Origin of the sequence: Pseudovibrio sp. POLY-S9, assembly GCF_001431305.1 — a bacterium.
GTDB lineage: Bacteria > Pseudomonadota > Alphaproteobacteria > Rhizobiales > Stappiaceae > Pseudovibrio.
Genome location: NZ_LCWX01000122.1, coordinates 89,330 through 94,051, shown reverse-complemented (window position 1 = coordinate 94,051; position 4,722 = coordinate 89,330). Strand labels below are relative to the sequence as shown.

General features: G+C 51.1%; 5 protein-coding genes. 1 reads left to right on the top strand and 4 read right to left on the bottom strand.

The genetic code is table 11. The features are described 5' to 3' along the window. Positions 1–617: methyltransferase (locus PPL9_RS09950; protein WP_208989283.1), on the bottom strand; the 617-nt coding region annotated here is incomplete at its 3' end. Between the two features lie 91 nt (positions 618–708). Further along, the gene (locus PPL9_RS09945) at positions 709–933 is read right to left on the bottom strand and encodes a DUF2007 domain-containing protein (RefSeq protein WP_057462549.1); all 225 of its coding nucleotides are present in this window, start codon (positions 931–933) and stop codon (positions 709–711) included. A 195-nt stretch (positions 934–1,128) separates the two neighbouring features. Here PPL9_RS09945 and PPL9_RS09940 point away from each other — a divergent pair, with 195 nt between their 5' ends. Further along, positions 1,129–2,142, top strand: coding sequence for a polyprenyl synthetase family protein (locus tag PPL9_RS09940; RefSeq protein ID WP_057462548.1), 1,014 nt, complete (start codon positions 1,129–1,131; stop codon positions 2,140–2,142). Between the two features lie 215 nt (positions 2,143–2,357). On the opposite strand, the gene PPL9_RS09935 is transcribed toward PPL9_RS09940, so the two are convergent. Further along, positions 2,358–2,678: a hypothetical protein gene (locus PPL9_RS09935; RefSeq protein WP_208989282.1), complete on the bottom strand. Its 321-nt coding sequence runs from the start codon at positions 2,676–2,678 to the stop codon at positions 2,358–2,360. Positions 2,679–2,783: 105 nt separating this feature from the next. Continuing rightward, positions 2,784–4,244, bottom strand: a complete 1,461-nt coding sequence (locus PPL9_RS09930; protein ID WP_057462547.1) for a catalase — start codon at positions 4,242–4,244, stop codon at positions 2,784–2,786. Between the last annotated feature and the right edge of the window lie 478 nt (positions 4,245–4,722).

Below are 4,722 nucleotides of genomic sequence, written 5' to 3'. Positions count from 1 at the left end.
ATATCAATGGCACCGAAACGGCGTTGCATGGGGTCGAGGAGGTCTTGCAGGCCATCTGCTCTGAAGATGATGGAGAGTGTTCCGCCGTCCTTCAGCAGATCTTTCGCGGTTTTGATCCACGGCTCGATGCCGCGTTCATCCAGCGCGTGGGCTGGCGCACGGTCTGACTTCGGGGTGACGCGAAAGCGGGTACTGTCGTAGTAGGGCGGGTTCATGATCACATGATCCGCGATGGAAGAGCCAAGGCCGCTTTGGTGGCGAATGCTGCCCTTTGCGGTGAGGTTGGATTCCAGAATGGAGACGCGGTCAGCAAAACTTTCGTTTTCCGGCAGGGACAGGCCTTTGCGGGCCAGCGCTGCGGTGACGGGGTCAACTTCAACGCCGACGGCTTTGATGTTTGGCAGGCGGTGGGCGGCGCAAAAAGCTGCAGTGCCGACGCCAGTGCCCAAATCATAAAGCGTGCCTGTGGTGCTTTGCGGCAGGGATGCGGCCAGATAGACGGCATCAAGCCCCGCTCTATGACGGCCTTTTGCAGGTTGCTCAACCATGACTTTACCGCCGAGGAACTTGTCCCTGGTGGTTTGCTGCTGAGATTGAGGTGTTTCAGGGTTGGTCATGGCGGCGCCGGATCAAGAAAAGTCGCAATAACGCACTGATACAGGCTGCCGGTTTTCATGCAATCCCTATTGTTTATCTAAAGAGAAGTTTTCACGCGTCTTTTAGGTAGTGTCCCAGGTCAGCATCACGCATAAGTTGACAAGCTTCATCCATACGGTCTGCTTCCACCATGATCCGGCGCGGCAAAAAGCCAAGGGAGCCGTCCAGTATGCTCATGTTGGTGTCAGCGACAAAGTAGATGATCTCGGCATCTCCCAGCAGGGCTTCAAGATGCGAGATGAGGACGGGATCTGTTGTTCTGATGAGTTCTTCCACGATGGTGTCCTCTTGAAGAGAGTTGCCTATTTTGCCAGAAAGTATGCAGGTTAGGGTTGGTATTGTGAAAAAAACTAATTGTGATTGGTAAATTATCCCTTCGACACTACTTTATTGGCAGCAAATTCTTACTAAAGCTTGCCCGAGACTATCTACCAACCTATTGTCCCGTTGGAATCAAAATAGAGGTATCCCGTGGGCGTTGTTGGTCTTCAATCTCAGACAGCCAAACCAGCTGGAATTCAGGGGCTCGTAGAGCTCGTTTCAGGTGACATGGAGAAGGTGAACGAGCTGATCCTCTCCAAAGCCGGTTCTAATGTTGAGCTGATCCCGGAAATTGCGCGCCATCTGATCGATTCAGGTGGGAAGCGTTTGCGCCCGATGCTGACACTGGCGTTTGCACAGATGTTTGGCTACGAAGGCGAGGGACATGTCATCCTTGCAGCATCTGTAGAGTTTATGCATACGGCAACTCTGCTGCATGATGATGTTGTCGATGAAAGCGATATGCGCCGCGGTAAGCTGGCTGCTCGCAAGCTTTGGGGCAACCAGGCCAGCGTGCTGGTGGGTGACTATCTGCTTGGTCAGGCTTTCAAGATGATGGTTGATGTGCACTCTCTGGAAGCGCTGCGCATTCTGTCTGAGGCCTCCGCGATCATTGCTGAAGGTGAAGTGCTTCAGCTGGGCGCCGCTCAGGATACCACCACGACCTTTGAGATGTACCTGCGGGTGATTGAGGCTAAAACAGCCGCTCTGTTTGCAGCTGCCTGCGAAGTGAGCCCGGAGATTGCCGATAAAGGTGACGAGATGCGTGCTGCGGCGCGCAAGTTCGGCCTTGAGCTTGGTTATGCCTTCCAGCTTGTTGATGATGCGCTGGATTATGGCGGAGCGACTGTTGATCTTGGCAAGGACGTTGGTGACGACTTCCACGAAGGCAAGATCACACTGCCTGTCATCTACGCGATGGAGCGTGGCAGTGATGAGGACAAGGCGTTCTGGAAACGTTGTCTGGAAGATGGAGACATCAAAGACGGCGATCTGGATCATGCCATCAAGCTGCTGAACGACACTGGCGCTCTAGCTGACACAGTACAGCGTGCACGCGACTACGGCGCCTCTGCAATTGAAGCTCTGGCCAGCCTGCCAGACGGTCCTGCCAAGCAGGCGCTGAAAGAAGCTGTCGACTTCTGTATTGCTCGTGTGAGCTGATCAGAGAGCAGTTCGAAGAAATTGAAAAGCGCCGCAGCAGAAATGCCCGGCGCTTTTTTGTTGGCTGTACTGGGAGTGAGACTTGTGTACCAAGGGTAAAGTGATGGCAGGTGTTGAAGACGTGCCTTGAGCAAAAAATCTAAATAAAGTAGGAGTTCGCACTGCTGCTCGTTTGAAAATAAAAGTGCAGCAGTGCATTGAAAAATATACCTAAATCATGCCTTTTGCAGCTTGTGGTCGTAATAATCCCGATAATTCTTGTTGTACTCTTCCTGCTCAATAGGCAAATTAAGTGATGCCCGCAATCTGTTCGCGATATGTTGTCTGGACCAGGTAATAGCTGCGAGCTCAGAATTTGTTTCTGCTTCAAGCTCCGATATGACCTGAAGGATTTTGGCGCTTAAGTCTTCCTCGTTCTTGCTTGCACTCCAGGCGTTGCTTGCAACGACAGATGCTCCTGTGGCGACAGCCATCGTGGAACCGCGTGTTATAAGCGTGCGTCGATTGATACGGGTATCGTTACCTTTGAAATCCATTGAATTTTCCCCTTAGAATGTACTTCGGCAATTGTGGATCAGGGGCCTTTATTGGTTGGTTGGTCGGCTTGGGCAGAGCCCCTGATCTTTGGCTATCAATGTAACTTAGATGTCTTTTACATCTGCGATACTGATGTTGAGCGCAGCTGCAACACCTGTGCCGTAAGCAGGGTCCGCGCGGTAACAGTTGCGGACATGACGGTGTTGGATTTCGATACGTGCGGGGCTAAGCGAGCGGGCTGTGTTTGCAAACAGAGCTTCTTTCTGGTCTGCATTCATTGAGCGGAAAAGAGCGCCAGGCTGAGAGTAGTAATCTTCATCCTCCCGATGGTCCCAATGACCCGCAGCTCCTTCTATGGAAAGTGGTGGCTCGGAGAAATCTGGTTGCTGTTGCCATTCGCCAAACATGTTCGGCTCATATCCGATACGTGAACCGTTGTTGCCATCAACTCTCATGGCTCCGTCGCGGTGATAGGAATGGAATGGGCAGCGCGGTGCATTGACCGGGATTTGCGAGTGATTAACTCCAAGACGATACCGCGCAGCATCCCCATAAGAGAACAGGCGGCCCTGAAGCATTTTGTCGGGAGAGAAACTGACGCCGGGCACAATTGTGGACGGCGCAAATGAAGCCTGCTCAACTTCAGCGTAGTAGTTCTCAGGATTTCGGTTCAGTTCAAGCACGCCAACTTCGATCAACGGGTAGTCGGACTTAGGCCAGACTTTGGTTAGATCAAACGGATTGATGTGATAATTGCCAGCCTCTTTTTCTGGCATAATCTGGACTGACAGTGTCCATTTCGGAAATTCGCCATTCTCAATGCTGTCATATAGATCTCGCTGATGACTTTCGCGATCATTTGCAACGATTTGAGCGGCTTCTTCATCTGTCAGGTTTTTGATACCTTGTTGGGTTTCAAAGTGGAACTTAACCCAATAACGCTCGTTATCTGCACTGATGAAACTATAGGTATGGCTGCCAAATCCATGCATATGGCGATAAGTCGCCGGAATGCCGCGGTCTGACATGACGATTGTGACCTGATGCAGAGCTTCAGGCAGGTTCGTCCAGAAATCCCAGTTGTTATCCGCACTGCGCATGTTGGTGCGCGGATCACGTTTCACTGCATGGTTCAGATCTGGGAACTTTAGCGGATCGCGGAGGAAGAAGACTGGTGTGTTGTTGCCCACCAGATCCCAATTGCCTTCCTCAGTGTAGAACTTTATGGCGAAGCCGCGAATGTCCCGTTCTGCATCAGCAGCGCCACGTTCTCCTGCCACTGTCGAGAAACGCATAAATAAATCGGATTTTTTGCCAACTTCGGAAAATATCTTAGCGCGAGTGAACTTGGTGATGTCATTGGTTGTTGTGAACGTTCCATAAGCGCCAGAACCTTTGGCATGCATTCGGCGCTCAGGAATAACCTCACGATCGAAGTGGGCCATTTTTTCGAGGAACCAAACATCCTGCAGCAGAGCTGGACCGCGGGGGCCTGCAGTTTGAATGTTCTGATTGTCGGGGACGGGGGAACCAAAAGCAGTGGTCAACTTAGGCTGATTAGTCATATTCTCTCCGCATATTATTATGCCTGAAGGATGATTTCAGAGCGGAGAAAATCAAAATCAAATAAACTTATTGAGTCATAACTTGTCTTGATGATGTCGTCACATCAGTTGAAAAGATACGGTGAATCAAGAGTTTACCTTTGGGAATTTAGCTAGTTGTTGTGGCGTGCATGTGAGGACAACTTTGGATTGAAGGCAAATTGCGAGGCAAACCAGATCACAGCAGACTGTCTTCGGCTTCTGAATGATCTGGGTAATCTGTGAGGGGTAAAGGCGTGTCTGCTCTGGGTGAAAAGATGGGGAGGTTAGCCCCCATCGTGGAACCGCTTGGCAGCATAGACGACTTTTAAAAAGAGACTTATGGCAAAGCCTGCATGCACATAAGTTTGGTTTCCACGCTCAGCCTAAACCCGTGCCGCCTTGATCCACCAGTTTCCTTTAGCTTCCTGCAAGTGGGAGGCTATGGCTTGGGCGGCTT